This window comes from Azospirillum sp. A23, assembly GCF_042938965.1.
Taxonomy (GTDB): Bacteria; Pseudomonadota; Alphaproteobacteria; order Azospirillales; family Azospirillaceae; genus Azospirillum; species Azospirillum melinis.
In genome coordinates this window covers 1,711,537-1,734,396 of sequence record NZ_CP170667.1, presented here as the reverse complement: position 1 = coordinate 1,734,396, position 22,860 = coordinate 1,711,537, and the positions used below count along the sequence as shown (strand labels likewise).

Sequence of the window (22,860 nt, the reverse complement as noted above, 5' to 3'; positions counted from 1 at the left end):
GGGGGCGTTCAGCGCTTGCGCCGCCGCCGGTCTCCGGCTTGCCGGTCGGTGGCGTGGCCGTCGTTGAATTCCGGCGGCTTGCGACGGACCCAGCGGATGAAGCCGGCGATGTCGGGATGGCCGCGCAGGGCGTCGATCTCGTGATACCGGTCGCGGAGCTGCTGCTCGGTCAGCACCGCATGGATCTTCGCATGGCAGATGCGGTGCATCGTCACCGTCTCGCGCCCGCCATAGGTGCGGGGGATCAGGTGGTGTTCGTTCAAGCTGGCGCCCGGCACCATCGGCCGGCCGCAGAGCGGACAGGCGGGGCCGTCTGGATCGGCGGCCAGCTGGGGCTTGTGGGAAAACGGATGGTCGGGAAGACGCATATCTGTTGGAACCGCTGATCGCTGGTCATGTTGGCAATCTAGGAGAGGCCATAAACGATATGGTCCGCAACCTCCAGGAGGCCACTGTGAACGATCCCAAATCACAGCCTCGCGACCAGAAGCATGACGGCGAAAAGGCAGCCGCCAGCCAGACCGCCGCTAGCCAGACCGCCGATTGCACCCAGTACGGCCAAGCCGCCGGATCGCCCGGCGGGCGTGGTGGCACCAGCTGCTATGGTGGCATCCAGCGGGTGCAGCCGCGCACGGCAACCGCGGCAACGCTCTCCCCTGACAAGGACCGTAATGCCAAATAGATAAAGGGGGAGCCGCGCGAACGGCTCCCCCTTTTTATGACCTGCCGGCGGTAGGCGTCAGGCCGCCTTCTTCTCGGCGATCAGCTGGACGAAGCGGTCGAACAGATAGTGGCTGTCCTGCGGGCCGGGCGAGGCTTCCGGATGGTACTGCACCGAGAAGACCGGCTTGCCCTTCAGGCGGATGCCTTCGTTGGTGCCGTCGAACAGGCTGACATGGGTGACCTCGGCGTCGGCCGGCAGGGTTTCCGGCATCACGACGAAGCCATGGTTCTGGCTGGTGATCTCCACCCGGCCGCTCGCCAGATCCTTCACCGGATGGTTGGCGCCGCGGTGGCCCTGCTGCATCTTGGTGGTCTTGGCGCCCAGCGCCAGCGACAGCATCTGGTGGCCGAGGCAGATGCCGAACATCGGCACGCCGGTGTCGAGCAGGCCCTTGATCGTCGGCACGGCATATTCGCCGGTGGCGGCGGGGTCGCCGGGGCCGTTGGACAGGAAGACGCCGTCCGGCTGGTGCCGCATCACGTCCTCGACCGTGGCGGTCGACGGCACCACCGTCACCTTGCAGCCGGATGCTGCGAGGCAGCGCAGGATGTTGCGCTTGGCGCCGTAATCGATGGCGACGACATGGTACTGCGGCTTGTCCTGCGTGGCATAGCCGCCGCCGATGGTCCAGCCGGCCTCGGTCCAGTCGTAGGTCTGGCGGCAGGACACGTCCTTGGCCAGATCCATGCCCTCCAGACCCGGCCAGCCCTTGGCCTTGGCGACCAGCGCCTCGATGTCGAACTTGCCGTCCGGCGCGTGGGCGACGACGCCGTTGGGCGCGCCCAGGTCGCGGATGCGGCGGGTCAGGCGGCGGGTGTCGATGCCGGTCAGGCCGACGAGGCCGTAGCTCTTCAGCCAGTCGTCGAGGTGGCGGGTGGCGCGCCAGTTCGACGGATCGGTGATGTCGGCGCGCAGGATCAGGCCGCGGGCGGCGGGCGTGATCGTCTCGATGTCCTCAAGGTTGGCGCCGGTGTTGCCGATGTGCGGGAAGGTGAAGGTGATGATCTGGCCGGCATAGCTGGGATCGGTCAGGATTTCCTGATAGCCGGTCATGGAGGTGTTGAAGCACACCTCGCCCACCGAATCCCCCGTGGCGCCGATGCCTCGGCCGCGGAACACGGTGCCGTCGGCCAGGACCAGGACGCCGGTGTGAACCGCATTGTCGGAGGGGGGAGTGGCGAGAGTCATTCCTGTAAACCTTCCCAAAAACCGCGGCCGGCGACGGATCGGGTGATCGGCGGAACGGCGACGGCCTAGCGTCCCGCCGGGCGCGCACACGTAGCCGCTCGCACCCCACCTCCGCCGGAATGGGCAGTGACGTGGGATCGAGTGGGCTGATCGGATGGGCCGGACATCCTATATGACGATTGGACGCAGGATTTCCAGCAATAGCTTTGCAAGGCGGCCCTGATCCGTGGACAAAGTCGGACGGTCGCGGGGCACCCATTTGCCGGCTGGGGCTTTTGCCGTGGAAATCGGCGGCCATTTTCGGAATAGTCGGCTGTCCGGCCGGAGCCTCCTATCCCGGCCCGACGAACCAAGGAAGACGGGACATGACACTGCGCACGCAGTTCAACGACAGCCTCAAGGATGCGATGCGCGCGAAGGACCAGCGCGCGGTGTCCACCATCCGCATGATCCTCGCCGGCCTGAAGGACCGCGACATCGAAGCCCGGGGGCGCGGCGTGACCGACGGCATCGACGAGGCGGGCATCCTGTCGATGCTGCAGGGCATGGTGAAGCAGCGCACCGAATCGGCGGCGATGTACGAGCAGGGCGGGCGTCCCGAACTGGCCCAGCAGGAGCGCGAGGAGATCGCGGTCATCGAGCGTTATCTGCCCAGGCAGATGAGCGAGGAGGAGGTCGCCGCCGCCATCGACGCCATCGTGACCGAGCTGGGTGCGGCCAGCATCAAGGACATGGGCAAGGTGATGGCCGAGCTGAAGGCCCGCCACGCCGGCCAGATGGATTTCGCCAAGGCCGGCGGTCTGGTGAAGGCCCGGCTCTCCGGCAAGTAAGGCCGGGCTGACGGGGCGCCGGCCGCCTCGGGGCAGCCAAGCTTCGCACGAGGCCGGGCGCCTCGATCGGCCGGGTCCGGCCCAGTCGGACGAATGCCGTCGTTCCGTCTGCGTCCTCATCGACGCCCTTGGGGACGGCGGTTCCGGTTCCCATACTATGGCGCTGCCATAGCGCTGTGCCTTTGCTTCCCGTTTATCGTATCCGGTGACCGTTCGACCATGGCTTTCCCGCCCCAATTCCTGGAAGAACTGCGCACCCGGCTGACCCTGTCGGAAGTGGTCTCCAAACGGCTGCGGCTGATCCGCGCCGGCCGCGAGTACAAGGCCCCCTGTCCTTTCCACAATGAGAAGTCGCCATCCTTCTACGTCAACGACCAGAAGGGCTTTTTTCATTGCTTCGGCTGCGGCGCCCATGGCGACATCATCGGTTTCGTCATGCGCCACGACAATCTCGGCTTCCCCGAGGCGGTCGAGCATCTGGCCGGCGAGGCCGGGCTGCCGGTGCCGCGCCCGACGGAGGAGGACCGCCAGCGCTACGAACGGCGCAAGACCCTGCACGACCTCGTCGAGCAGGCGGCGCGCTGGTTCGAACAGCAGCTGCACGCCTCCGCCGGGCGGACGGGGCTCGATTATTTCCTGCGGCGCGGTCTGGACGGCGAGACCATCGCGCGCTTCCGGCTGGGCTACGCGCCCGGCGATTCGAATGCGCTGCGCACATACCTTGGCAAGCAGGGCTTCTCCGACGAGGACATGGTCAATGCCGGGCTGCTGAAGCGGCCGGACGACGGCCGGTCGCCCTACAGCTTCTTCCGCAACCGCGTGATGTTCCCGGTGACCGACCGGCGCGGGCAGGTGGTCGCTTTCGGCGGTCGCATCCTGGAGGGCGACGGGCCGAAATACGTCAACACCGCCGACACGCCGCTCTTCCACAAGGGCACGCTGCTCTACGGTCTGTCGCGGGCGCGGCAGGCGGCGGCGGACGGCAAGCCGGTGATCGTCGCCGAAGGCTATATGGACGTGATCGCGCTGGTCCGCGCCGGTTTCGAGGGGGCGGTGGCGCCGCTGGGCACCGCGCTGACCGAGACCCAGGTGCAGGAGCTGTGGAAGCTGATCCCGGCGGCGGAGAAGGTGCCCTTCCTGTGCTTCGACGGCGACAATGCCGGCCGGCGGGCGGCCTGGCGGGCGGTGGAGCGCATCCTGCCGCACCTCGCCCCCGGCCAGTCGGCCCGCGTCGCCTTCCTGCCGGAGGGCGAGGACCCCGACAGCCTGATCCGAGCCCAGGGGGCGAAGGCGATGGGAGCGGTGCTGGAGGCCGCCATCCCGCTGTCCGACGCCCTGTGGCGGATGGAGAGCGAGGGCCGGCCGACCGACACGCCGGAGGCCAAGGCCGCGGTGAAGGCGGCGCTGGAGGCCCGCGTCGCCACCATCGCCGACCGCGACGTCCAGAGCTTCTACCGCACCGAGATGCGCCGCCGCGTCGACGAGGCCTTCGCTCCGGCGCGGCCGGCCTACAACCGCGGACCGTGGGTGCCGGGGCAGGGGCGGGGACGCTTCGGCGCCGCGCCGCGCCGCCATGTGCCGGGCACGCCCGGACGCCTGACTTCCAAGCCGGCGGGGGAGGGGAGGGGCCGCGCCTCCCGTCTCGTGTCGATGCGCGAGCGCATTCTGCTGGCCACGCTGATCAACCATCCGGATTTGTTCGGCGAACTGGCGGAGCCGCTGGGGCTGTTGCCATTCGGTGACCCGGAGCTGGAAAAACTGCGCTGGGCGGTCATCGAATGCCTTTCCGACGACCGCAACCACGACTCGACACTTGACGCCGATGCGCTTTGTCGCCACTTGTCATCCGCCGGCCATGAGACGATGGTCGGTGCTTTGCTAGGCGAGTCGACCTATGTCCATGCCGGCTTCGCCCGTCCGGACGCCTCCACGGAGGATGCTCGGAAGGGATGGTGGCCTGCGTGGCGGCATCTGCATCACGAGCGGGTGCTCGACGATCTTAGGGAAGCGAAGGCCGCTCTGACCCGTGACAACAGCGAGGCCAACTTCGCGAGGGTCGTGGCTCTTCAGCAGGAGGTCATAAAGTCCGGTATGGGTATCGCGGACAGTGACTTTGACGACGTCTGACGGTTGATGATGCATATCGTCGGCAATCGGATGTCGGTTGATGGGTACAGAGGGCAACAGGACGGGGCCGCATGACAGTTTCTGTGATGGCGGGTTCTGGGTAGATACATGGTTGGGGGTGGGGCGGACGGGCCGGGAAACCGGGACCGGGCGCTCCTTTCGTCTTTATTCACTGGGGTAATGCGGGGGCACCGATCGCATGGCCACGAAAGCTGCGAACAGCGTGGAAGTTTCCGAAACGCGGGAGGAATCCGCAGACGGTCCTCTGATGGACGGCATGGGTTTGGCCGTCAAGAAGATGATCGCCCGCGGCAAGGAGCGCGGGTATGTCACCTATGACGAGCTGAACGCAGCGCTGCCACAGGATTCGTCCTCGTCCGAGCAGATCGAAGACACGATGGCGATGCTGTCCGAGATGGGCATCAACATCGTCGAATCGGAAGAGCAGGATTCGGAGAACAGCGGCGAGGGGGCAGGCGAAGGCGAAGGCCGGTCGTCGGGCAACCTCGACGACGACGACATCGGCCGCACCGACGACCCCGTGCGCATGTACCTGCGCGAGATGGGTTCGGTGGAGCTGCTGTCGCGCGAAGGCGAAATCGCCATCGCCAAGCGGATCGAAGCCGGCCGCGAGATGATGATCGGCGCGATCTGCGAATCGCCCCTGACCATCCGCGCCATCCTGGAGTGGCATGATTCCCTGATGGAAGGGAAGATGCTGCTGCGCGACATCATCGATCTGGACGCCACCTATGGCGGCGGCCCGGATGGCGAGGAGTTGCCGGAAGGGCTGGCTGAGGTGGTTGATGCCACTGGCGTCGCCGGAACTGCCGGCACTGCCGCCGCGGCTCCCGCCGCCGCCGGTGCCGATGCGCCGGCCGGAGAGGAAGGCGACGAGCCGCGCCCGCCGCGCGCCGAAGGCGAGGGCGAAGAGGGCGAGGAAGGCGACGAGGGCGAGAACAGCCTGTCGCTGTCCGCGATGGAAGCCGCGCTGAAGCCGCAGGTCATCGAGACCTTCGAGAACATCAAGGCGACCTACGACAAGCTGCACAAGCTGCATGAGGCCCGCATGGGCGCGATGCAGCGCGGCGAGGATGTCGGCAAGCAGACGGACAAGAAGTACGACAAGCTGAAGCTCGAAATGGTCGAGCTGATGAACACCGTCCGCCTGAACAACCAGCGCATCGAGCAGCTGGTCGAGCAGCTCTATGGCCTGAACCGCAAGCTGACCGGCTTCGAAGGCCGCCTGCTGCGCATGGCCACCGAGTGCCGGGTGAAGCGCGAGGACTTCCTGAACCAGTATTTCGGCCACGAGCTGGATCCGAACTGGCTGGAGCGCATCCGCGGCCTGAACCCCAAGACCTGGGGCAAGTTCGCGGAGAAGTACGACGGCGAAATCCGCAAGACGCGCGAGTCGATCTCGAACGTCGCCGAGGAAGCGCGTCTGCCGATCAACGAGTTCCGCCGCATCGTCTCCACCGTCCAGAAGGGCGAGAAGGAAGCGAGCCGTGCCAAGAAGGAGATGGTCGAGGCCAACCTGCGTCTCGTCATCTCCATCGCCAAGAAGTACACGAACCGCGGCCTGCAGTTCCTGGACCTGATCCAGGAGGGCAACATCGGCCTGATGAAGGCGGTGGACAAGTTCGAGTACCGGCGCGGCTACAAGTTCTCGACGTATGCCACCTGGTGGATTCGTCAGGCCATCACCCGCTCCATCGCGGACCAGGCGCGGACCATCCGCATCCCGGTCCACATGATCGAGACGATCAACAAGCTGGTCCGCACCAGCCGCCAGATGCTGCACGAGATCGGCCGCGAGCCGACCCCGGAAGAGCTGGCGGAGCGTCTGATGATGCCGCTGGAGAAGGTCCGCAAGGTCCTGAAGATCGCCAAGGAGCCGATCTCCCTCGAGACGCCGATCGGCGACGAGGAGGATTCGCATCTCGGCGATTTCATCGAGGACAAGAACGCCGTCCTGCCGCTCGACGCCGCCATCCAGGCGAACCTGCGCGAGACGACGACCCGCGTCCTGGCCTCGCTGACGCCGCGCGAGGAGCGTGTGCTGCGCATGCGCTTCGGCATCGGCATGAACACCGACCACACGCTGGAAGAGGTCGGCCAGCAGTTCAACGTGACCCGCGAGCGTATCCGCCAGATCGAAGCGAAGGCGCTGCGCAAGCTGAAGCACCCGTCGCGGTCGCGCAAGCTGCGCAGCTTCCTGGATACCTGATCGGGACGGTTGCTTTTCGAGACGGAGCGGGGGCCTTTGCGGCCCCCGTTTTCGTTTCCGGATTCCTGTGTCGGAACGATGAACGAGGGGTTGCAACTCCCCAAGACTTTGTCGCAAAGTGCGCCCCGCGGTAGGGCCTGTAGTTCAGCGGTTAGAACGCGCCGCTCATAACGGTGTTGTCGTCGGTTCAAATCCGGCCGGGCCCACCACGCCTCCCCGACCGACCCAACACTCTGATCGGGGACATGGCGGGGCATGGTCGTGGGCGACGTTCTCCAACTCATTCAATCGGCGGCGGCGGCGTTGCAGCGGCGGGAACCGGCGGCGGCGCGCAGGGCGTTGCGGCAGGCGCTGGCGCTCGATCCGGGGCGCGGCGACGGCTGGAGCATTCTCGGTGTCGCGGCCATCGGCAGCGGCGATGCGGTGGGGGCGCTGGCGCCGTTCCGGCGGTCGCTGTGCAGCGCGCCGGGCAATCCCGCCTATGCCCGCAACCTCGCGGCCTGCCTGAAGCGGCTGGGCCGGGCGGAAGAGGCGGCGGCCGTCCTGCATCGGGCGGCGCTTGCCGGCGCGCTGGCTCCCGACCTGCTCTGTGACCTCGCCGATCTGCGGCTGGCGAGCGGCGACGCATCGGCGGCGCTGCCGCTTTACCGGGCAGCGCTGCTGCTGGCGCCCGACCATGGGCGCAGCCTGAACAATCTGGCGGAAACCCTGCGCCGGCAGGCCATGCCGGAGGCGGCGACGGAGCTGGCCCGGCTGGCACGGCTTCGCGGCACGGCGCCGGCCTGGGCCGCGGCAGGAGCGGAACTGGTCGAGGCGGGGCGGATCGAGGAGGCGCGGCCGGCGCTCTGCCGGGCGCTGGCGCTCGATCCGGCCGATCCGGCAAGCTGGAGCAATCTCGGATTCGCGCATCTGCAACGGCATCGGGCGGAAGCGTCGGTGGCGGCCTTCGCCCATGCCCGCCGCCTCGACCCGGCCCTGGCGGAGGCGGCGGTCGGGCAGGGCAGCGCGCTGATGCTGATGGGGCGCCTGCGCGAGGGGGCGGCGCTCTATGAGGAAAGACTGCGGCTGCCGCTGTTCCAGCCGCCGCGGCGTTTCGACCGGCCGGACTGGGACGGCAGCATCCGGCCGGGGGCGACCCTGCTGATCCATGCCGACCGTGGCATAGGCGATGCGATCCAGTTCATCCGCTATGCGCCGATCCTGCGGGCGCAGGGGATGCGGGTGCTGTTCTGCGGCCAGGAAAACCTGCTGGGGCTGCTGCGGTCCTCACGCATCGTCGACGCCGCCTTCGGCTATGACGACGAACTGCCGCCCTACGACATGCATGCCCATGTGATGAGCCTGGTCCATCGGATGGGGACCGGGCTGGACAGCATTCCCGCGGACATCCCCTATCTCCACGCTTCGCAGGCGGCGAAGGCCCTCTGGGCCGGGAGGGCCGCGGGTCTGGAGGGGCTGAGGATCGGCATCGTCTGGGCCGGTTCGGTGCATTTCCGCTATGACCGCGTCCGTTCGCCCCGTCTGGAGCCGCTGCTGCCGCTGTTCGGCATTCCGGGGACGACGGCGGTGGTGCTCCAGTTCGGGCAGGGGCGCGACGACATGGCCAAATTCCCGCTGCCCGCCGGCACCGTCGATTGGGGCTGCTCGTTGCAGGGCATGGACAACACCGCGGCGGCCCTGGGCGAGCTTGATGTGGTGATCAGCTCCTGCACCTTCATGGCCCATCTGGCCGGCGCGCTGGGGCGGCCGGTGTCGGTGCTGCTGCATGCCGGGTCGGAATGGCGCTGGCTGCGCGGGCTGGAGGAGTCGCCCTGGTATCCGACGGCTCGGCTCTACCGCCAGACGGCTCCCGGCGACTGGTCGGGGCCGGTGGAGCGGCTGCGGGCCGATCTGGCGGCATTGGCGGAGCGGCGGATTGCCCTGGCCGGCAACTGACGGGGCCGCTCTGAAGCCTTTTCGGCACAAGCGTGGCGGTACCGCACAAATTTTGCTGCAAGCCTCATAAAGTCTGGAATAAAGGATGCGCGGCGCGCGTTCGCACCCATATGCATCGGGTCTCCCATTCGGCCGCAAGGTCGAAGGAGCCGGCCCGGCCTCTGGAGTTGCGGCGCCCTCGTCGTCCCCGTCCGCCTTGTCGGCAGAAGGGGGAGGCCATGGCGTGAGCCGTGGCGTGATCGGTTAAGGATCGGGTGCGCGGTTGAGCAAATTCGGGGTCGATCTGGAAGTCCACATCGCGTCCTTGCGGCGCTACGCGCGTGCGCTGATGCGCAACAGCGCGGATGCGGAGGATCTGGTGCAGGAGGCGCTGACGCGCGCGGTGGCGCGTGCCGACAGCTTCCAGGCGGGGACGAACCTGCGGGCATGGCTTTTCACCATCCTGCACAACGTCCACGTCAATCAGGTCCGTTCCAAGGCTGCCCGGCCGCAGGAGGTCGACGTCGACGACGTCGAATCCAAGCTGGTCAGCCCGCCCCGGCAGGAAGAGCGTGTCGAGTTGCGCGAGATGATGCGCGCGGTCGACGAGTTGCCGGAGGAACAGCGCAAGGTGCTGCTTCTGGTGGCGCTGGAGGGCCTGAAATACGACGAGGTCGCCGATATGCTCGGCGTGCCGATCGGGACCGTCATGTCGCGCCTGTCCAGGGCGCGCGAGGCGGTACGGGCGAAACTGGCGAACGAGGGTGGCGTTACCCTCCGGCGGGTGAAGTGATGAACGCGCATCAGGGACTGGGACGGGTCACGGAGGACGAACTCCACGCCTATGTCGACGGGCAGCTGGACGGCAACCGTCGTCTGGCGGTGGAGCGATGGCTGGCCGAGGATCCGGAGGCGGCACGCCGGGCGGAGGATTACCGCGCCCAGGCGATCCTGCTGCACGAGATGTTCGACACCGTCCTGCGCGAGCCGCCGAGCGACAAGGTTCAGGAACTGTCCGACCGGCTGAAGGGGCGCGTCGCCTTCAACGACAACCGTCCGGCCTGGCATGCCCGTCCGCTGGTGCGCTTCGCCGCGGCGGTGATGCTGGTGGTTGCCGGTGCCGCCGGCGGCTGGATGGGCCGCGGGGTCGACCAGCAGGTCGGCGCTCCCGTCGCCCAGCAGCGCCAGACGCTCGCCACCTTCGCCCAGGAAGCCACCCAGGCGCACCGCTTCTACACCTCGGACGAACGCTTCCAGGTGGAGCTCGGCGCCGACAATCAGGACGAGCTGAACGGCTGGCTGTCGAAGCGGATGGGCCGCGACGTGTTCGGGCCGGACCTGGGCCGCGTCGGCTATCGCCTGATCGGCGGCCGCTCGCTGCCGACCGACCTCGGCGCCGGCGCGCAGTACATGTACGCCAACGACGGCAACAAGCGGATCACCCTGTTCGTCGGCGCTCCGCAGAGCGGCAACCAGTCCAACTTCAGCTTCACCCAGAACGGCGACGTGGCGACCTTCTACTGGGTCGAAGGGCCGCTGGCCTACGCCCTGGCCGGCCGCCTGTCGAAGGAGGAGCTGCTGGAGATCGCCAAGGCGGTCTATCAGGACGTGAAGGCCGGCCCGCCGCGGCGCGAGGCTCCGCCGGAGCAGCAGCAACAGCAGCAGCCCCAACAGCAGCAGGAGCAGCCGGCGGGCGTGCAGCCGATCAGCGACACGCACAAGGCCAAGGAAAGCTGAGGGAATCTCCCAAGCAGATCGAGGGGAGGGGCGCCGGTGGCGCCCCTTGTCGTTTCGGCAGACCTTACGTTTCGGCAGACCTTATCGCTCCAGCAGGTAGGTCTTCAGCCAGTCGCGCACCTCGCGGCAGACCGCTTCCGACGCCTCTTCCAGCGCATGGCCGGTGCCGGGGACCAGAACCAGCTTCTTCGGCTCGCCCGCCTTGCGGTGGACGTGGATGGAGCAGCTGGCCGGCAGAATCTCGTCCGCCTCGCCATGGATCAGCAGGATGGGGCAGGACAGGTCACCGACCGGATCGGTGCCGTAGCCCTGGGTCGCCAGCGTCACCACGGTGCAGACTGCACCACGGTTCGACGCCGCCGCCTGGATCGCCACCGCGCCGCCGAAGGAATGGCCGACCAGCGCCACATGGTGGATGCCCTGCCGGCCCAGGAAGCTGAGCCCGCACAGCGCGTCGTGCACCGCCTCCTCCAGGTCGCGCGGATCGCGGAAGCGCAGGCGCAACGAGGCGACGCCGTCGGCGGTGAAATCCGCGGCCAGGCGCGGGTAGAGCCCGCGCGCCGGGGTGTCGAACCCACCACCGACCCCACCGACCCACAGCACCGCCAGTTCGCCGTCCGGCGCCGGGTAGAAGCGGGCCTGGACAGGGCCGCGGTCGGTTTCCAGCGTCACCGGCCGAAAGCCCTCGGCGTCGACGATGCCCATGGTGGCGTCCAGAAGAGGCACGGCATCCTCCCATCCGATCTTTGCTGTGGAGATCAACAGCGCAGACGCCCTGCGGTTGCCGCTTACCACGGCAAGTAAGGCGGCGGGTGAGGCAACGAAGCCGCAATCCGGCTGTTCTCTGTCCATAGTCTCTGCACAGACGGGAAAGGAGCGGCGATGGCGTCGAACAGTTTGACCGGGCGGGGTGGCCGCTGGCCGCAGCCGGACTCTCTCCTCTCGGGCCTGGGTTCCGGCCTTGCGGGCGCGGGATCGGGCGGTGCCGCGACCGGCGGCCGCTGGCTTGCCATGGTCGGCGGTACGGCGCTCGGCGTTCTGGGATTGCAGCGGTCGGGCTGGGGCGGGGCGATGATGGCGCTGGGCGGCGCCGGCCTGTTCGCCGCCGGCGCCCTCGGGCTGCGGCCCTTCGGCGAGCGGTCGCTCGGCACGGCACCGAACCCCGGCGCATGGCGCCACCAGGGTCCGGCCACCCGCCGCCGGTCGCTGACGCCGGAACGCACGCAGGCGGTGGTCACCATCGCGTCGGATGCCGGGACGATCTTCCGCTTCTGGCGCAACTTCGCCAACCTGCCGAAGCTGATGCCCCAGCTGGAGCGGGTCGATGTGCTGTCGGCGACCGAAAGCCGCTGGGTCGGCAAATCCGCGACACAGTCAGCGGGGGAGTCCGCAGGCGAAGCGCCGAACTGGCGCTGCGTGCTGGACCGCGTCGACGAGGACCGGCTGCTGACTTGGCATACGGTGGGCGAGACGGCCCTGCCGCACCGCGCCTCGCTGATGCTGCGCCCGGCGCCGGGCGACCGCGGGACGGAGGTGCGGCTGACGCTGGTCTACCGCGTCCCGGCGACCGAGGTGGCGGCGCTGCTGGGCACCACGCCGGCGGGACAGGCGGAGGAGGCGCTGCGCCGGCTGAAGCAGCGGGTGGAGACGGGCGAGCTGTCCACCATCGAACGGCAGCCGCGCGGCGGAACCTCCGGCCCTTTCCGGGAGGCGACGGAATGAAGGCGCTCTGCTGGAACGGAACCAACGACCTGCGGGTGGAGCGGGTGCCCGACCCGGTGCTGATCAATCCGCATGACGTGATCGTCAAGGTGGCGCTGTCGTCGGTCTGCGGGTCGGACCTGCATCTGATCGACGGCTATGTGCCGACCATGCGGCCCGGCGACATCATCGGCCACGAGTTCCTGGGCGAGATCGTGGAGAAGGGGCCGGAGGTCCGCTATCTCAACCGCGGCGACCGGGTCATCACGGTGTCGATCATCGGCTGCGGCCATTGCGGTCACTGCCGGCACGGCGAAAGCTCGCTGTGCGACAACTCCAACCCGAACCCGGACCATGCCCGCACCGCCTACGGCCATTGCGGCGCCGGCATCTTCGGCTACAGCCATGCCTTTGGCGGCTATGCCGGCAGCCATGCCGAATACATCCGCGTGCCCTATGCCGACTTCAACGCCATCCGCGTGCCCGACGGGGTGAGCGACGAGAAGGCGGTCTTCGTGTCCGACGCCGTGCCGACCGGCTACATGGCCGCCGACATGGCCGGCATCAAGCCGGGCGACGTGGTGGCGGTGTGGGGCTGCGGCGGCGTCGGCCAGATGGCGATCCGCAGCGCCTATCTGCTGGGGGCGGAGCGGGTGATCGGCATCGACCGCGTACCCGACCGGCTGCGCGCCGCCCAGATGAAGGCGGGGGCGGAGACGCTGGATTACAGCCGGGTCGACATCTTCGACGCGCTTCAGGCGATGACCGGCGGGCGCGGTCCCGACGTCTGCATCGACGCCGTCGGCATGGAGGCCGACAGCGGATCGAACGCGGTGGAGGATCTCTATGACCGGGCCAAGCAGGCGGTGGGGCTGCAGACCGACCGGCCGGCGGTGCTGCGCCAGATGATCGAGAGCTGCCGCAAGGGCGGCACCCTCTCCATCGTCGGCGTCTATGGCGGGCTGATCGATAAGTTCCCGATGGGGGCGGCGATGAACAAGGGCCTGACCTTCCGCATGGGCCAGCAGAACGGCCAGCGCTATGCCGAGCGGCTGTTCGAGCACATCCGCAACGGCGAGCTGGACCCCTCCTACCTGATGACGCACCGGCTGCCGCTGGACGACGGGCCGCAGGCCTACCGCATGTTCAAGGAGAAGGCCGACGACTGCCTGCGCGTCGTCTTCGCGCCGCAGGGTTGAAGCGACAAGGAGAGACAGATGGAACTGGTCTATGCCTATCCCGCGGAGCGCGGCCGGGGCGTGGAGGCCGAGATCGTCGGCAGCCTGCGCGACCGCTTCGGCACTGTCGTGCAGCGGGGGCGGGAGGAGCGGGACGCCGAGCGCGGCGACCGCTCCGACGTGGTGGTGACGCTGGAGGTCACCGACGACAAGGTCGAGGCGGCGCTGATCGCGCTCCGCGCCCACCCGCTGGTGATCGATGCCGCCGCACGGAGCTTCGGCGAGCGGGTTTGAGCGCTGCGGCATAGTCCGGATGCGATAATCCCATGGAAAGTCTTCCCTGGGAGAGCGGTCTGTCGTCCGCTCTCCCCTTTCGTGCATCGGGTCGGGAGTGCGGGATGCGGAGGTTTCTGAGCGCGGTCGTTCTGACCGTCGCGCTGGGCGGCAGCGACGCGGCCGCCCAGCAGTCGATCATCGACGGCTGGGCGTGGAGCACCCTCGTGCCATCGATTGCCCAGACGGACATCCTCGGCACCTATCTGCGCGAACTGAGAAACGAGCAGGAACGGCGCAACACGCCGCCGCCGGATGTCTCGCGACTGGGCTTCACGCCGTCGAAGGCGCGGCGCAGTGCCAACCTCGCCGCCTTCGTCGAGCGGACGCGGGCGGTCGATCCGAGCGGTGCGGCCGATCTGCAGCGCCTGTTCGCGGAGGGCGACATCATCGAGCGGATCAGGACGCTGATCGCTCCCGTCGGCCTGCGGATCGACAATGTCGCGGATGCCTATGCGCTGTGGTGGATCACCGCATGGCAGGCGACACGCGGCGACAACGACACGCTGGGCCGCGACATGTACGCCGCCGTCCGCGCCCAGTCGGCGCGTGCGCTGAACGCCGCCGGCAGTCCCGCCAGGGCGTCCGATGCGGAGAAGCAGGAGCTTGCCGAAGCCCTGCTGGTCCAGACGGCGCTGATCGATGGAGCGGTGGAGCAGGCGAAGCGCGATCCCGTGCGGATGCGGCAGGTCCGGGCCGCCGTCGCCAAGGGCGCGCAGGGCATGGGGCTCGACATGGCCGGGATGGAGATCACCGGCGGCGGCTTCGTTCCCAATGGCAAGAGGTGAGGGGCCGCGTCTCCCGGTTTCCCGTGGCAATCCCAACCCGCGGACGACCCCGCCGCTAAATCCATAGTTTTCGAAACAATTTTCCACCTCCGGCGTGATCACACCGCCTCGCTCCTGTTTAGCGTAGGCACAGCGGAAATCCGCATCACTCACCGGGGGGCCGTTGCCGTGACGATTTCCGCCGCAATTCCGCTTGTCGAGCAGGTGCAGGCCACTGTCGAACGCCGCTGGCCCATCGGGGTGGAAGCGCTGCCCGGAGGCGCCCATGCCAGGGTCTGGGCGCCCGATGCCGAGCGGGTGGAGCTGGTCGCCGAACCGGACGGGCGGGCAACGGTGCTGGGCGACGAGGGGAACGGCTATTTCTCCGGTGCGGTTCCGGAGTTGGAGGCCGGCGGACTCTACCGCTTCCGGCTGGACGGGAAGGAGATGCTCTTTCCTGATCCGATGTCGCGCTTTCAGCCGGAGGGGGCGCATGGGGCCTCGCAATTGGTCGACCCACACCGCTTCGCCTGGACCGACCAGGGCTGGCAGGGCCGCGCCATCAAGGGGCAGGTGATCTACGAGATGCATATCGGCACCTTCACACCCGAAGGGACCTGGGATGCCGCGCTGGCGGAACTGCCGAGGCTGGCCGATCTGGGCGTGACGGTGCTGGAGCTGATGCCGGTGTCGGAGTTTCCCGGCCGCTTCGGCTGGGGCTATGACGGGGTGAACCTGTTTGCGCCGACGCGGCTCTATGGCGATGCGGACGCCATGCGGCGCTTCGTGAATGAGGCACACCGGCTGGGCCTCGCCGTCATTCTCGACGTCGTCTACAACCATTTCGGGCCGGACGGCAATTACCTGAAATGCTTCGCCAAGGACTACTTCACCGACCGCTACAGGAACGACTGGGGTGAGGCGATCAACTTCGACGGCCCCAATTCGGAGCCGGTGCGGGAGTTCTTCCTGACCAACGCCGCCTTCTGGATCGAGGAATACCACCTGGACGGGTTGCGGCTGGACGCCACGCAGTCGATCAATGACGGCAGCGAAGCTCAGGGCAAGCCGCACATTCTGACTGAAATCTCGCGTGCCGTGCGCCAGGCCGCCGGCGGGCGCGCCACCATTGTCGTGGGGGAGAACGAGCCGCAGCATGCCAGCATGGTGAAGCCGGCCGAAGAGGGTGGCTGCGGGCTGTGCGCCATCTGGAACGACGACCTGCACCATTCGGCGATGGTGGCGCTGACCGGCCGGATGGAGGCCTATTACACCGATTATCGCGGCACACCGCAGGAATTCGTGTCGGCGATGAAGTACGGCTTCCTCTACCAGGGACAGTGGTATCGCTGGCAGCGCAAGCGGCGCGGCATGCCGGCCTTTGGCGTGCCACGCCCGGCCTTCGTCAGCTTCCTGCAGAATCACGACCAGATCGCCAACTCCGCGCGCGGACTGCGGTTGCATGCCCTGACCACGCCGGGCCGGCTGCGGGCGATGACGGCATTGTTCCTGCTGGGCCCCGGCACGCCGATGCTGTTCCAGGGCCAGGAATTCGCCGCCAGCGCCCCCTTCCTCTATTTTGCCGACCACAAGCCGGATCTGGCCGGACTGGTCGAGAAGGGCAGGGCGGAGTTCCTGGCCCAGTTCCCCAGCATCGCGGGGCCGGCGATGCAGGCGGCCCTGCCGAAGCCGCATGCCGAGGACAGCTTCACCCGCTGCAAGCTCGACCATCGCGAGCGGGAAAGCAACGCCGCGGTCTGGGCGCTGCACCGCGACCTGCTGCGCCTGCGCCGCGAGGACCCGGTCTTCGCCGCCCAGTGCATCGGAGGGCTGGACGGCGCCGTGCTGGGGGAGGAGGCTTTCATCCTGCGCTTCTTCGGGGAGGAGGGCGACGACCGGCTGCTGCTGGTCAATCTTGGTCGCGACCTTACCCTGACTGTGATGGCCGAACCGCTGCTGGCACCGCCGCTGGATGGGGCCTGGACTGTGCTGTGGTCCAGCGAGGAGCCCGCCTATGGCGGCTGCGGCACGGCGGCGGTGGAGCAGCCGGACGGAGCGTGGCGGCTGCCCGGCCATGCGGCGCTGGTTTTGCGACCGGCACATGGCTTTTCGACGGAAAGCGACGATGAGGGTGGCAACACAACCCCGGTCATCGTGGTTTCCCAAGGATAGGAAACCGATAGCTGAGCATAGGTCCACCATGGCTGATTTCGTCCGCACCCTGTCACGCGAGGTCCTGAACACCGGTCCGAAAGGTGCCGAAACCCGTGAATGGCTGGTTGCCAACGGTCTTGGCGGCTATGCCTCCGGGTCGGTGTCGGGGGCGGTGACACGGCGTTATCACGGGCTGCTGATCGCCGCACTGCCGGCTCCGCTCGGCCGCGTGCTGATGCTGAGCCAGTTGAGCGACGTGGTCATCGACTCCGACGGTCACCGCTACCGGCTGAGTTCCCGCGACACTGGTGGTGATCCAGGCGGCGGCGATCCGGCCGGCGGCGAAGCGGGGGAGGTGGGGCAGACCGCCGCCCTTCAGGAATTCCGCATGGAGACCGGGCTGCCGGTCTGGCGCTTCCGTGCCGGCGGGGCGGTGATCGAGAAGCAGGTCGTCCTGCCGCACGGCCAGAACATCGTCCACGTCACCTACCGGGTGATGGAAGCGAAGGCACCGGTACAGCTGCGGCTGCGGCCGGTTCTGGCCTTCCGCACGCTGGAATCGGCGGTGGACCGGCCGCTGGCCGGGGCCTATCGAATCACCGCGTCGGGGCAGCAATATGAGGTCTCGGCCGGCCCCGACCTGCCGGTGCTGCGCATGGCCATCGAAGGCGGCGATTTCCCGATGACGCTCGACGGCGGCATCCGCCGCGACGTCTATTACCGGGTGGAGGACGAACGCGGCTACGAGTCGCGCGGGTCGCTGTGGACCCCCGGCTATTTCAGCGGTGAGGTCGGGGCGGGCCAGAGCATCACCTTCGCCGCCGCGACCGAGGACTGGTGGCGGCTGGAAGCCCTGCCGCCGGCCGATGTGCTGGGGTTCGAGGCTGAACGCCGCCGCCGCATCATCCAGAACGCCCATCCCAGCTTGCGCAACGGCGCGATGGCGGAGCTGGTGCTGTCGGCCGACAGCTTCCTGTTCGTGCCGGCCGGCCGCGTCGCCGACCAGATGAGGGCGCGGGCGGAGGGCGACGAGGTGCGGACGGTGATCGCCGGCTACCATTGGTTCACCGACTGGGGCCGCGACACCATGATCGCGCTGGAGGGGCTGACGCTCGCCACCGGACGCCATCTGGAGGCAGGGTGGATCCTGCACACCTTCGGCCATTACATCCGCGACGGCCTGATCCCCAACATGTTCCCCGACGGCAAGGACCGCGGGCTGTACCACACCGCCGACGCCACGCTGTGGTTCTTCCATGCGCTGCACCGCTATCTGGGCGTCACCGGCGACCGCGACACGCTGCGCCTGCTGCTGCCCAAGCTGCGCGAGGTGATCGACTTCCACCGCCGCGGCACCCGCTTCGGCATCGGCGTCGATCCCCGGGACGGGCTGCTGCGCCAGGGGCAGGAGGGCTACCAGCTGACCTGGATGGACGCCAAGGTCGATGACTGGGTGGTCACGCCGCGCCGGGGCAAGGCGGTGGAGATCAATGCGCTGTGGCACAACGCCCTGCGGCTGACGGCCGGCTGGCTGCGCGAGGAGGACGGCGAGGCCGCCGCCCGCCCGCTGGAGGAACTGGCCGATCAGGCACGCGCCTCGTTCAACGCGCGCTTCTGGTGCCAGTCCGCCGGGCATCTGTTCGATGTGGTGGATGGCGAGCATGGCGACGACATCGCCTGCCGGCCCAACCAGATCTTCGCCGTCTCGCTCGACCATCCGGTTCTGGAGCGCGAGCGCTGGGAACCGGTGGTGGAGACGGTGCGCAAGCACCTGCTGACCCCGTTGGGGCTGCGGTCGCTGGCGCCGGGCTGCCGCGACTACAAGGCGAAATATTTCGGCGATCTGCGGGCGCGCGACGCCGCCTACCACCAGGGCACCGTCTGGGGCTGGCTGATCGGCCCCTATGTCGATGCTTGGCTGAAGCTGCACCCGGAGGACAAGGCGGGCGGGCGCCGGCTGCTGGAGGGTTTCCTGCCGCATCTGGACGAGGCCGGCATCGGCACCATCAGCGAAATCTTCGATGCCGAGGCCCCGTTTACCCCCCGCGGCTGCATCTCACAGGCCTGGAGCGTGGCGGAGGTGCTGCGCTGCTGGGTGAAGACGGAAAGCTAGGCGGCGCCGGGGGTTGGGGTCGTCACCCACCCGAAGGTCATAGGGCGGCCGATGGGGGCCGCCTTACCCGCAACGATGGTGCAATGCCCTTGGGAGCAGTTGTCAACAGGGCACAACAGGGTGTGAAATCGCAGTGTCCGGTGGAATGTGACAGATTTCAGTTGACACGCCGCTGAGGCACCAACAGCCGGAAAAACGTGATTATTCTTGTAAATCAGGCGGTTGCGTAGATTGCCTGATTTTTGGGCAAACACAGTGGGCCCCTTGAATCGCCTTGCGCGAATCGGGACTGCTCACGGCTTGCCCACACAGTTATCCACAGCCTCTGTGGAGACCGCGGGCGAGGCCGGCGGCCAAGCCATTCGTCGTGCCTATACAATGAACCTGTCCATAAGATGCCTTTACTTTGGGCAGGGATGCAGGTGGTGCTCAGCGCAAGGGGGTAACCGTATTGGATTTTAGCCAGACCGGAGAAAGCATCCTATAGTTCCCGCACCGGTTCCTTCGGTAATCCGATTGAGCCACGTGAATCAGACCGTACGGGGTGCGGGAGAACAGCCAGAGCGGAGGTGCCAATGCGGAGCGTTGTGCGGGGCGTCGCCGGCTTGCCATACCCGGCGGTCCGGTCTGGGCCAGTCCGGTTTGGGCCGGGCCGGTCCGGATGGGTGGACGGCGATGCCGTCGCCAAACCGACCGAAGCGCCGGCACGGGGACTCCTGGGCGGGCTGCCCGCCGTGGTCGGTCCGCTGCTGGGCGCGTCGGTGCTGGGGGCGCTGATCCTGCATCTCATGGCCAGCCTGGTTGCGCAGCTTCCGGCCGCCGATGCGCTGGGGGCCTTGTCGGTGATGGTCGGCATGGCGGTGGTCCTCGTCACCCTGCTGCCCTTCGCCTTGCTGTCCTTCAGGCGGGCGCAGCGGGCATGGGCGGCGATTCAGGACTTCGGGCAGGAGACCGGGCAGGGCGCCGGCCGTCCCTGAGGCATCAGGTTCTTCCCTGACGGCAACCCGACAGGATTTCGTTGCTACGCGAAGCGTGCCCGCGTTTAATCGCGGGCGAGGGCGGCACTCGCCCTTCCGTCCGTCGCAAGCGGGGGCGGCTTTCCGGGGGCACGGTATGGGGCTTTTCGATTTTCTGAAGGTCTCTGTGACCGACAAGAAGGCCGCCAAGCCGGCGGCCCGCATGCCGGTCAGCGTCATCCAGTGCGACGGAAAAAGCTATCCCATCGTGTCACTGACGCCCAAGGGCTTCGTCGCCCGCGGTTTCGACGGGTCGCTGGTGGTCGGGCAGAACGCCAAGGTGTCGGTGCGCGTCGACGATGCCGCCGGCAAATTCACCTTCAACGCCACCGTTTCGGTGGTGGAGATCAAGGGCGACAGCGTCGGTGCGACCTGGAGCATCCTGCCGACGGAAGTCGATGCGGTGATCCGCCAATACGCCCAGAATCGCAAGAAGCAGGACGGCAAGGGCGCCCGCTGAGGCCCATCGGGTGGCGCTCAGGTGGCGGGCGGTGCCTTACTGGCGGCCGGTCGCCTCGTCCCCGCCCGGTGACGGCATGCCGGCATTGACGATCTTCGGCAGCGCCAGGACGCGCGCCCGTTCCAGCCATTCCGACAGGGTGACGAACTCGCAGCCCTTGGCTTTCAGTTCGGCGATGACGCGCGGCAACGCCTGCGCCGTGCTGGGATAGGTGGAGTGCATCAGGAAGACGTTGCCCGGCAGTCCGCCCAGCTTGATCTGGCTGACGATCTTGTCGGCGTTGCGCACCTGCCAGTCGCGCGTGTCCACCGACCACAGGACGGAGCCCATGCGCTCGTCCCGCGCGATGGTCAGCAGCTCGTCCGAATAGCGGCCATAGGGCGGGCGGAACAGCACCGGGTTGGCGCCGAAGCTGCGCAGGATGCGGTTGGTCTCCGCGATCTCGTAGCGGGCGCCGGTGGCGTCCATCTTGCGCAGGTCGGAATGGGTCAGGCTGTGGTTGCCGATCTCGTGCCCGGCGGCAACGAAATCATGGATCAGGTCGCCCTGCCGCTCGGCGATGCGGCCGACCGGGAAATAGGTGGCGCGCACGCCTTCCTGGTTCAGGATGTCCAGGATCTGGCGGGTGACCGTGCGGTGCGGCCCGTCGTCGAAGGTCAGGGCGCAGAGGTTCCAGTTCTCCCGCTTCAGCGTCGCCGGCATCACGTCATAGCGCGAATCCGGCATCACCGAGCGCAGCCGGCCTTTGCGGCGGCTGTGCTGCTCGATGTCCGCCATGGTGCGGGCGTCTTCCTCGTTGTAGATGATCAGCCCGTCGGCCGGCGGCGTCGCGTTGGCCACCGACGGCGGCGGCGGGGGCGCCAGCGGAGCGGCGACAGCCGATCCGATCGGCGCCAGGACGGAAGAGGTGGTGGTCGTCACCGTCTCGCGGTTGCCGGCCGGCTGCGGCGGCTTGGCCTCGGCCTGTATGGGGGCCGGCATGGGCGTCGGCGCCGGGGCGACCGCCACGGTCACGGCCGGCGGCTTCGCCGACGCAGCGGGCGCAACAGGGGCCGCAACAGGGGCCAATGCCGGGATTGCGGAGGCGCCGCCCGCCGCCGGGGCGGACGGAGCGGTGACAGTGGCAGCGGCACTGGCGGGTGTCGCCTTCTCCGCCGGCTTTTCGGCCACGGCCGGGCGGTCCACGACAAGGCAGCCGAAGCCGGCACCGACGATCCGCCGGCACAGCGCCCGCGCGTCCGTCCCCTTGCCGACCTGGGCGTAGAGCGCCACGCCGGCACCGCTCTTCCCGTCCAGCTGCATGACCGATGCGGTCAGGCCTGCCGTCAGCTCACGCTCGCGCTGCTGCAAATTCTTCCAGCTCAGCCATGCATCGCCGTCGCGGGAATAGATGCCCAGCTGTAGAACCGGACCATCGGGCGCCGGGGCGGCTGCGGGTGTGGCGGCCTGCACCGGAACGGCAGGCTTCGCCTCCACCTTCATGGCGGACGGACGCTTTGCGGCAGGCTCGGCAGCGACGGCAGGCAGGGCAGGCAGGCCGAGGGCGCAGGCCAGCAAAGCGACCTTGAGCATGCCGGCGCGGCCCAGCGGGACCAGGGCGCCGCCATGGCTTCGGACGGCATCGGCCGCCCGGAGTCGGGTGCTGGTTGAGGCGGGATTCGGCCAGAAAATGCGCAACATATCGGTCCCGTCGCTTGGCCCAGCCACTGTCTGCGGACCGCCGGTTGATGGCGGTGCAATATCATCACGATGGGGTTAATTCAAACGACAAGCGGCGGAATTGTGGCGGCTTCGCCGCTTTTCACAGGGGCGTTGCCGTTCGGAAACGGTGGCGGGTGCAGGGAGAACGAAAGCATAGAGCGGAAGCGTTCCGGAACCGGCGGGGGAGCGGCGTGGTTCATTACAGGACCGGCGGGGCGGACCGGGGCGGCGGTCGCCGCCGCGCGCCGTTCCTGCCTCCCTCCGCAAAGCCCACCCGTGAAGGAGACGACCCGTATGGCCGAGGATTTGGAAAGCCGCATCCGTCGGCGCGCGCACGAGATCTGGGAAAATGAAGGCCGGCCGGAGGGTCGTTCCGAGGCCCATTGGGAGCTGGCCAGCGAAGAGATCGCCATCCAGGACAATTATCTCGACACGCTGAAGCCCAACCCTGCCGGCGGTCCGGAAGCGACCGCGATGCGCACCGAGCCGGTCGAGCCGGTGCTGAGCATCGCCAACCAGGGCGAACAGCCCGGCCTCGCCGACCAGGGCGAAGAGATGGGCATCCCGATGCGCGGCGACCGCGACGTCTGGCCGACGCCGGAAGAGGCGGCCTCGACCGCCGTGCCGCCCAACCGCAGCAAGAAGACGCGACGCCGGGCATAAGCCAGGCGTCGCGCCGTCCGGCCT

General features: G+C 68.2%; 20 protein-coding genes and 1 tRNA gene. 17 read left to right on the top strand and 4 right to left on the bottom strand.

Features of this window, described 5'->3' with window-relative positions; all coding sequences use genetic code 11:
- Positions 1–8: 8 nt before the first annotated feature.
- Positions 9–368, bottom strand: coding sequence for an HNH endonuclease (locus ABNQ40_RS25505; RefSeq protein WP_109047513.1), 360 nt, complete (start codon positions 366–368; stop codon positions 9–11).
- Positions 369–373: 5 nt separating this feature from the next.
- Here ABNQ40_RS25505 and ABNQ40_RS25500 point away from each other — a divergent pair, with 5 nt between their 5' ends.
- Positions 374–682: a hypothetical protein gene (locus ABNQ40_RS25500; RefSeq protein ID WP_146255392.1), complete on the top strand. Its 309-nt coding sequence runs from the start codon at positions 374–376 to the stop codon at positions 680–682.
- Positions 683–739: 57 nt separating this feature from the next.
- Here ABNQ40_RS25500 and carA read toward each other — a convergent pair whose 3' ends face one another.
- Positions 740–1,912, bottom strand: a complete 1,173-nt coding sequence (gene carA, locus ABNQ40_RS25495; RefSeq protein ID WP_109047511.1) for a glutamine-hydrolyzing carbamoyl-phosphate synthase small subunit — start codon at positions 1,910–1,912, stop codon at positions 740–742.
- Between the two features lie 365 nt (positions 1,913–2,277).
- Here carA and ABNQ40_RS25490 point away from each other — a divergent pair, with 365 nt between their 5' ends.
- From ABNQ40_RS25490 to ABNQ40_RS25460, 7 genes are all read left to right on the top strand, one after another.
- Positions 2,278–2,742: a GatB/YqeY domain-containing protein gene (locus ABNQ40_RS25490; RefSeq protein WP_109047510.1), complete on the top strand. Its 465-nt coding sequence runs from the start codon at positions 2,278–2,280 to the stop codon at positions 2,740–2,742.
- A 219-nt stretch (positions 2,743–2,961) separates the two neighbouring features.
- A complete protein-coding gene (dnaG, locus tag ABNQ40_RS25485) occupies positions 2,962–4,869 on the top strand; it encodes a DNA primase (protein WP_109047509.1) in 1,908 nt (635 codons plus the stop codon).
- 199 nt (positions 4,870–5,068) lie between these two features.
- A complete protein-coding gene (rpoD, locus tag ABNQ40_RS25480) occupies positions 5,069–7,099 on the top strand; it encodes an RNA polymerase sigma factor RpoD (protein WP_109047508.1) in 2,031 nt (676 codons plus the stop codon).
- A gap of 133 nt (positions 7,100–7,232) precedes the next feature.
- Positions 7,233–7,308: transfer RNA gene (locus ABNQ40_RS25475), tRNA-Ile, on the top strand.
- A 46-nt stretch (positions 7,309–7,354) separates the two neighbouring features.
- A complete protein-coding gene (locus tag ABNQ40_RS25470) occupies positions 7,355–9,034 on the top strand; it encodes a tetratricopeptide repeat protein (protein ID WP_109047507.1) in 1,680 nt (559 codons plus the stop codon).
- A 262-nt stretch (positions 9,035–9,296) separates the two neighbouring features.
- The gene (locus ABNQ40_RS25465; protein WP_042703142.1) at positions 9,297–9,806 is read left to right on the top strand and encodes a sigma-70 family RNA polymerase sigma factor; all 510 of its coding nucleotides are present in this window, start codon (positions 9,297–9,299) and stop codon (positions 9,804–9,806) included.
- Positions 9,806–10,750 (top strand): anti-sigma factor, encoded by a 945-nt coding sequence (locus tag ABNQ40_RS25460; RefSeq protein WP_109047506.1) that lies wholly within the window; start codon positions 9,806–9,808, stop codon positions 10,748–10,750. Before ABNQ40_RS25465 ends, ABNQ40_RS25460 begins: the two co-directional genes overlap by 1 nt.
- Before the next feature lie 81 nt (positions 10,751–10,831).
- Here ABNQ40_RS25460 and ABNQ40_RS25455 read toward each other — a convergent pair whose 3' ends face one another.
- Positions 10,832–11,476 (bottom strand): alpha/beta hydrolase, encoded by a 645-nt coding sequence (locus ABNQ40_RS25455; protein ID WP_109047505.1) that lies wholly within the window; start codon positions 11,474–11,476, stop codon positions 10,832–10,834.
- A 156-nt stretch (positions 11,477–11,632) separates the two neighbouring features.
- On the opposite strand from ABNQ40_RS25455, the gene ABNQ40_RS25450 reads away from it, so the two are divergent.
- The 8 genes from ABNQ40_RS25450 (at position 11,633) to ABNQ40_RS25415 (ending at position 20,472) form a co-directional block, all read left to right on the top strand.
- Entirely contained in the window at positions 11,633–12,472 is an 840-nt protein-coding gene (locus ABNQ40_RS25450) for an SRPBCC family protein (protein WP_109047504.1), read from the top strand.
- Positions 12,469–13,650 (top strand): zinc-dependent alcohol dehydrogenase, encoded by a 1,182-nt coding sequence (locus ABNQ40_RS25445; protein WP_109047503.1) that lies wholly within the window; start codon positions 12,469–12,471, stop codon positions 13,648–13,650. Before ABNQ40_RS25450 ends, ABNQ40_RS25445 begins: the two co-directional genes overlap by 4 nt.
- 18 nt (positions 13,651–13,668) lie before the next feature.
- Positions 13,669–13,923 carry a hypothetical protein gene (locus ABNQ40_RS25440; protein WP_109047502.1) on the top strand — a complete coding sequence of 85 codons (255 nt, stop codon included), beginning with the start codon at positions 13,669–13,671 and terminating at the stop codon, positions 13,921–13,923.
- 104 nt (positions 13,924–14,027) lie between these two features.
- A complete protein-coding gene (locus ABNQ40_RS25435) occupies positions 14,028–14,750 on the top strand; it encodes a DUF6683 family protein (RefSeq protein WP_109047501.1) in 723 nt (240 codons plus the stop codon).
- 168 nt (positions 14,751–14,918) lie between these two features.
- Entirely contained in the window at positions 14,919–16,901 is a 1,983-nt protein-coding gene (gene treZ / locus ABNQ40_RS25430; protein ID WP_391347701.1) for a malto-oligosyltrehalose trehalohydrolase, read from the top strand.
- Positions 16,902–16,929: 28 nt separating this feature from the next.
- The gene (locus tag ABNQ40_RS25425) at positions 16,930–18,996 is read left to right on the top strand and encodes an amylo-alpha-1,6-glucosidase (RefSeq protein ID WP_109047500.1); all 2,067 of its coding nucleotides are present in this window, start codon (positions 16,930–16,932) and stop codon (positions 18,994–18,996) included.
- Between the two features lie 665 nt (positions 18,997–19,661).
- Positions 19,662–19,973, top strand: a complete 312-nt coding sequence (locus ABNQ40_RS25420; RefSeq protein ID WP_109047499.1) for a hypothetical protein — start codon at positions 19,662–19,664, stop codon at positions 19,971–19,973.
- 166 nt (positions 19,974–20,139) lie between these two features.
- The gene (locus ABNQ40_RS25415) at positions 20,140–20,472 is read left to right on the top strand and encodes a hypothetical protein (RefSeq protein WP_247879493.1); all 333 of its coding nucleotides are present in this window, start codon (positions 20,140–20,142) and stop codon (positions 20,470–20,472) included.
- A 36-nt stretch (positions 20,473–20,508) separates the two neighbouring features.
- Here the strand turns inward: ABNQ40_RS25415 and ABNQ40_RS25410 are convergent, their stop codons facing one another.
- Positions 20,509–22,152: a polysaccharide deacetylase family protein gene (locus tag ABNQ40_RS25410; protein ID WP_391347699.1), complete on the bottom strand. Its 1,644-nt coding sequence runs from the start codon at positions 22,150–22,152 to the stop codon at positions 20,509–20,511.
- A gap of 315 nt (positions 22,153–22,467) precedes the next feature.
- Here ABNQ40_RS25410 and ABNQ40_RS25405 point away from each other — a divergent pair, with 315 nt between their 5' ends.
- On the top strand, positions 22,468–22,836 hold the full coding sequence (locus ABNQ40_RS25405) for a DUF2934 domain-containing protein (RefSeq protein ID WP_376958794.1): 369 nt from the start codon (positions 22,468–22,470) through the stop codon (positions 22,834–22,836).
- Positions 22,837–22,860 lie beyond the last annotated feature (24 nt).

Coding starts and splice junctions, on each gene's coding strand:
- ABNQ40_RS25460 (WP_109047506.1), top strand. CDS start 9,806: ATGAACGCGCATCAGGGACTGGGACGGGTCACGGAGGACGAACTCCAC.
- ABNQ40_RS25425 (WP_109047500.1), top strand. CDS start 16,930: ATGGCTGATTTCGTCCGCACCCTGTCACGCGAGGTCCTGAACACCGGT.
- ABNQ40_RS25505 (WP_109047513.1), bottom strand. CDS start 368: ATGCGTCTTCCCGACCATCCGTTTTCCCACAAGCCCCAGCTGGCCGCC.
- ABNQ40_RS25410 (WP_391347699.1), bottom strand. CDS start 22,152: ATGTTGCGCATTTTCTGGCCGAATCCCGCCTCAACCAGCACCCGACTC.
- ABNQ40_RS25445 (WP_109047503.1), top strand. CDS start 12,469: ATGAAGGCGCTCTGCTGGAACGGAACCAACGACCTGCGGGTGGAGCGG.
- ABNQ40_RS25405 (WP_376958794.1), top strand. CDS start 22,468: ATGGCCGAGGATTTGGAAAGCCGCATCCGTCGGCGCGCGCACGAGATC.
- dnaG (WP_109047509.1), top strand. CDS start 2,962: ATGGCTTTCCCGCCCCAATTCCTGGAAGAACTGCGCACCCGGCTGACC.
- ABNQ40_RS25490 (WP_109047510.1), top strand. CDS start 2,278: ATGACACTGCGCACGCAGTTCAACGACAGCCTCAAGGATGCGATGCGC.
- rpoD (WP_109047508.1), top strand. CDS start 5,069: ATGGCCACGAAAGCTGCGAACAGCGTGGAAGTTTCCGAAACGCGGGAG.
- ABNQ40_RS25440 (WP_109047502.1), top strand. CDS start 13,669: ATGGAACTGGTCTATGCCTATCCCGCGGAGCGCGGCCGGGGCGTGGAG.
- carA (WP_109047511.1), bottom strand. CDS start 1,912: ATGACTCTCGCCACTCCCCCCTCCGACAATGCGGTTCACACCGGCGTC.
- ABNQ40_RS25470 (WP_109047507.1), top strand. CDS start 7,355: ATGGTCGTGGGCGACGTTCTCCAACTCATTCAATCGGCGGCGGCGGCG.
- ABNQ40_RS25435 (WP_109047501.1), top strand. CDS start 14,028: ATGCGGAGGTTTCTGAGCGCGGTCGTTCTGACCGTCGCGCTGGGCGGC.
- ABNQ40_RS25450 (WP_109047504.1), top strand. CDS start 11,633: ATGGCGTCGAACAGTTTGACCGGGCGGGGTGGCCGCTGGCCGCAGCCG.